The organism is Isoptericola sp. NPDC060185 (genome assembly GCF_042728595.1).
Taxonomy (GTDB): Bacteria; Actinomycetota; Actinomycetes; order Actinomycetales; family Cellulomonadaceae; genus Isoptericola.
In genome coordinates this window covers 1-4475 of record NZ_JBHWYY010000135.1, presented here as the reverse complement: position 1 = coordinate 4475, position 4475 = coordinate 1, and the positions used below count along the sequence as shown (strand labels likewise).

Sequence of the window (4475 nt, the reverse complement as noted above, 5' to 3'; positions counted from 1 at the left end):
GGGCGTGCGGTGGGCTGAGCCCTGCCGCACGCCCCCGGCGTCGTTCCCGTCCCGGTGGTGCGGGTCAGCGGTCCACGAGCCGCCAGCCGACGGCCTGGAACGCCCCCGGGTCCGCCTCGCCGTCGAGCAGCAGCCCGCCCTGCGCCCGCGCGACGACGTCGTCCACGAGGACGCCACGGCCCAGGTAGGACGGGTCGGTCACGACGCGCCAGCGCACCAGCTGCGCGCCCGGCGCCAGGTCGGCGCGCGCCTGCGTCCACCGGCGGGTGCCGGAGCCGGACGTGACGCCGTCGGGCTGGTCGACCGGGCCGCGGTCGCGCACGACGAACGGCAGGGGCTCCCAGGTGGCCCCGCCGTCGGCGGAGGTCTCCAGGTGCAGCAGGTCGCTCTCCTCGGTGTCGAGCCAGAGGTCGAACGCGAGCCGGCCGCCCGTCGCGGGGACGTCCAGCGCAGCGGTGAGCGTCGACGTCGTGGCGTTGGCGTCCCCGGAGAACCAGGCGTCGTCGCCGCGGTTCGCGTCGACCCCCTGCGCGTAGGCGAGGCCGTGCGCCCACTCGCGCCGGGCGCCGTTGACGCTGCCCGAGCTGCGCGACGGGTGCACGCGGTTGGTCAGCAGGATCGCGAACGAGTGCGTGTCGAAGTCGATGACGATCGACGTGCCCGTGTACCCGGTGTGCCCGGCCGTGTGCGGGCCGGACATCGCGTCCATGTACCACCGCTGGTCCAGCTCGAAGCCGAGCCCGTGGGCGTCCCCGGGGAACGCGGTGTTGAAGTCCGTGACCATGAGACGCACCGACGCGGGGGACAGGATGCGGGCCTTGCCGTACCGGCCGCCGTTGAGCAACGCCTGGGACAGGACCGCCAGGTCGCCGGCGGTCGAGAACACGCCGGCGTGGCCGGCGACCCCGCCGAGGGACCACGCGTTCTCGTCGTGCACCTCGCCCCGGACGACGCCGCGCGGCGGGCTGGACTGGTACTCGGTCGCCGCGGTGCGCTCCACCGCGGTCGGGTTGTAGCCGGTGTCGCTCATGCCGAGCGGGCCGGTGATCCGGTGGGCCACGACCTGGTCGAGCGGCTCGCCCCGCATCTTCTCGACCAGCACGCCCAGGCTGATGAGGTTGAGGTCGCTGTACAGGTAGCGCGTGCCCGGCGGTACGTCGAGCGGCTGTGCCATGACGGCCGCGATCCGGGACTCGCGGTCGGGGTAGGCGCTCCACAGCGGCAGCCACGCCACGAAGCCGGAGGTGTGCGTGAGCAGCTGGCGCACCGTGACGTGCTCCTTGCCGCCGGCGGCGAACTCGGGCAGGTACGTGGCGAGCGGCTCGTCGAGGCCGACCTTCCCCTCCTCGACGAGCTGCACGACGGCGATCGACGTGAAGAGCTTCGACACGGAGGCGAGGTCGAAGATCGTGTCCTCGCGCATGGGGACGCGATGGTCCGCGGGCAGGGGCACGCCCTTCTCGCCGTAGGCCACGGCCCAGCCGCTGGCGTCCGTGCGCACCACCTTGCCCTCGTAGCCCATGAGCCCGACGGCACCCGGGTACAGGGGGTACGCCGCGCTGCCGACCGGCTGCTCGTGGGAACGCACCTGGGCCACGGCGGCCTCGATGGGCGCGGGGTCCAGCCCGACGTCCGCCGGGTCTGCCGCTCCGAGCGTCGTCGACGGGGGCATGAACTGCACGGCGGGTCCACCGTCCGCGGTGGCCGTCGTGACGTGGACGAGCGGCACCACGAGGAGGCCGGCCGCCAGTCCCGCAGCGATCATCGCCCGCCCCCGTCCAGGTCCACGTCCTCGTCCCGGCCCGCGCCGCACCCGGGCGCTCATGCCTGGGGCCCGTTGTACAGGAGGTACTGCTGGCGCCGCCGGTCGAAGTCGGCCAGCTCGTCCTGCCAGGCGCCGACGACCTCGTCGGTGGCCGCGCCGGCGTCGATCTGCTGGCGCAGCCGCGGAGACCCGGTGAGCTTGTCGATCCAGAACGGGCGCGCGGTGTCCCACGCGTCCTGGCGCCAGGCGAACTCGGGGTACAGCGCCGCGGCGGTGACGAGCATCGCCACGCCCGTGCGGACCGGGTCGAAGCGGGCCGGGTCGTCCACGGTGACCTGGACGCCCCCGCACACCTTGTTGGCGTGCTTGTTGAACGTCGGGTTGAAGTACGCCTCGCGGAAGAGCACCCCGGGCAGCCCCGCGTCCGTGAGGGCCTGCGCCCAGCGGTGGTCGACGAACGGCGCGCCGATGAGCTCGAACGGCCGGGTGGTGCCGCGGCCCTCCGACAGGTTCGTCCCCTCGAACATGCACGTGCCGGGGTAGGCGAGGGCCGTGTCGGGGGTGGGCATGTTGGGGCTGGGCATGACGAAGTCGAGCCCGGTCCCGGCGAACGTGACGTCTCGGCGCCACCCGGCGACCTGGACCACGTCGAGACGTGCCAGGCGCTCGCCGACGACGTCGGGCAGGAACTCGCCGTCGAAGAACCGGGCGAGCTCGCCCACCGTCATGCCGTGCGCCTGCACGATCTCCTTCGCGCCGACGCCCGAGGTGAACGCGCTGGTCATCATCGGCCCGCGGGCGGTCCCGCCCACGGGGTTGGGTCGGTCCAGGACGACGAACCGCGATCCCGTCGCGACGGCGGCCTGTATGGCCGTCCACATCGTCCAGATGTACGTGTAGAAGCGGGCGCCGACGTCCTGGATGTCGAAGACGACGGTCTCCACGTCGGCGGCGGCGAACATCTCGGTCATCTTCGCGACGCCGGCCCCGTAGGCGTCGTAGACCGTCAGACCGGTGCGCTCGTCGACGAACGTCCCCTCGGAGCTGCCCGCCTGGGCGGTGCCGCGGAAGCCGTGCTCGGGCCCGAAGACGCCGACGAGGTCGACGGCGCCGGAGGCATGCATCTCGTCGACGACGTTGCGCAGGTTGCGCAGCACGCCGGTGGGGTTGGTGATGATGCCGACGCGCTCGCCGCGCAGCGCGGCCCAGCCGTCGGCGTGGGCGCGGTCGGCGCCCGGCACGACCGGCCGGGCGGGCACACCGGCCGACGTGGCGGCGCCGGGCAGGGCCTGGGCGCCCGGTGCCGTGAGAGGGATGGCGGCCGCGCCCAGCGCGGTACCGGTGAGGAGCTGGCGGCGGTTGAGCCGGGGGCCGCGGTCGGCCGGTGGTCGGGCGTCGGGATGGTGGCGCATCGTCAGGGGTCCTTTCTGCCTCGTGCTGCGTGCAGGGCGTCCCGGGAGCGTCGTCGGGCCCGGGTCGTCCGGCGAGGGGCGCCGGCGTCATCGCCGGCGCGAGGGTGCCGACGCGCCCCGCCTCGTCGCGGGACGCTCGCACCGGACACGTCGCGTCTTCGTCAATGGTTGCCCCGTGGGGCCGTGCTCCTGAAAGTTACCGACACCGCGAGCCCGCGGCAAGGGACCGGGCGGGAAGGAGCGTGCGGGTGGGAGTGGTCCCTGGCGCGCGACGGCGGCGCGAGGTGACGGGAGATGCCGGGGGGAGACATCCCCGGGACGGTACGAGGTGCCCCGGGCGGGATTCGAACCCGCACTGGATCGGGTTTGAGCCGATTGCCTCTGCCGGTTGGGCTACCGGGGCGGTGCGAGGCCCATCGAACCACACGTGCAGGTCACGGGCCGAACCGTCCCGACCCGGGGACGCGCGCCGACGCGCGAGTCGTCGCCCTCGTCACACCCGGCACGGGACGCGTCGCCCCGTGGCGGCCACTAGGATGGAGCGCGTGACCGACGAGAAGCCCCACGACGCGAAGCCCGAGGCGACGGTGCCGCTCGACCTGCCGCCCCTGATCGACCAGGAGCCCGAGGCCCCGAAGACGCCGGAACGACCCGCGCGTCGAGCGGTCGTCGTCGAGGACGAGGCCCTCATCCGGATGGACGTCGTCGAGACGCTCCGTGAGGCCGGCTTCGACGTCGTCGGCGAGGCCGGCGACGGGGAGACCGCGGTCCGCCTCGCCACCGAGCTCAAGCCCGACGTGGTGGTCATGGACGTCAAGATGCCCGAGCTGGACGGCATCTCGGCGGCCGAGCGGATCGGCAAGGCGCACGCCGCGCCGGTCGTGCTGCTCACCGCGTTCTCGCAGACCGAGCTCGTCGAGCGGGCGCGCGACGCGGGAGCGATGGCCTACGTCGTCAAGCCGTTCACCCCGGCCGACCTGCTGCCGGCCGTGGAGATCGCCATCTCCCGCTACCAGCAGATCGGCGCCCTCGAGTCGGAGGTCGCGGACCTCACCGAGCGCTTCGAGACCCGCAAGCGCGTGGACCGCGCCAAGGGCCTGCTGATGACCAAGATGGGTCTGAGCGAGCCGGAGTCCTTCCGCTGGATCCAGAAGACGTCGATGGACCGCCGCCTCACCATGCGCGAGGTCGCGGACGCCGTCATCGAGCAGGTCGGCGGGGCCTGATCCGCACCTGTCGTGGCCCGGTCGCAGGACGTGTCCTGCGACCGGCTGGGCCGCCGTGCGCCTCCTGTCCCC

At 73.7% G+C, this 4475-nt stretch carries 3 protein-coding genes and 1 tRNA gene; 1 reads left to right on the top strand and 3 read right to left on the bottom strand.

Annotation, left to right across the window (positions count from 1 at the left end; translation table 11 throughout):
* Positions 1 to 64: 64 nt before the first annotated feature.
* The 3 genes from ACFWDO_RS21155 to ACFWDO_RS21145 form a co-directional block, all read right to left on the bottom strand.
* Positions 65 to 1765: a serine hydrolase gene (locus ACFWDO_RS21155; RefSeq protein WP_380326762.1), complete on the bottom strand. Its 1701-nt coding sequence runs from the start codon at positions 1763 to 1765 to the stop codon at positions 65 to 67.
* Between the two features lie 56 nt (positions 1766 to 1821).
* Positions 1822 to 3177: an exo-beta-N-acetylmuramidase NamZ domain-containing protein gene (locus tag ACFWDO_RS21150; RefSeq protein ID WP_380326765.1), complete on the bottom strand. Its 1356-nt coding sequence runs from the start codon at positions 3175 to 3177 to the stop codon at positions 1822 to 1824.
* 329 nt (positions 3178 to 3506) lie between these two features.
* Positions 3507 to 3580, bottom strand: a tRNA-Leu gene (locus ACFWDO_RS21145).
* Between the two features lie 133 nt (positions 3581 to 3713).
* Between ACFWDO_RS21145 and ACFWDO_RS21140 the strand changes: the two genes are divergently transcribed.
* Positions 3714 to 4403 (top strand): ANTAR domain-containing response regulator, encoded by a 690-nt coding sequence (locus ACFWDO_RS21140; protein WP_380326768.1) that lies wholly within the window; start codon positions 3714 to 3716, stop codon positions 4401 to 4403.
* The last annotated feature ends 72 nt before the right edge of the window (positions 4404 to 4475 follow it).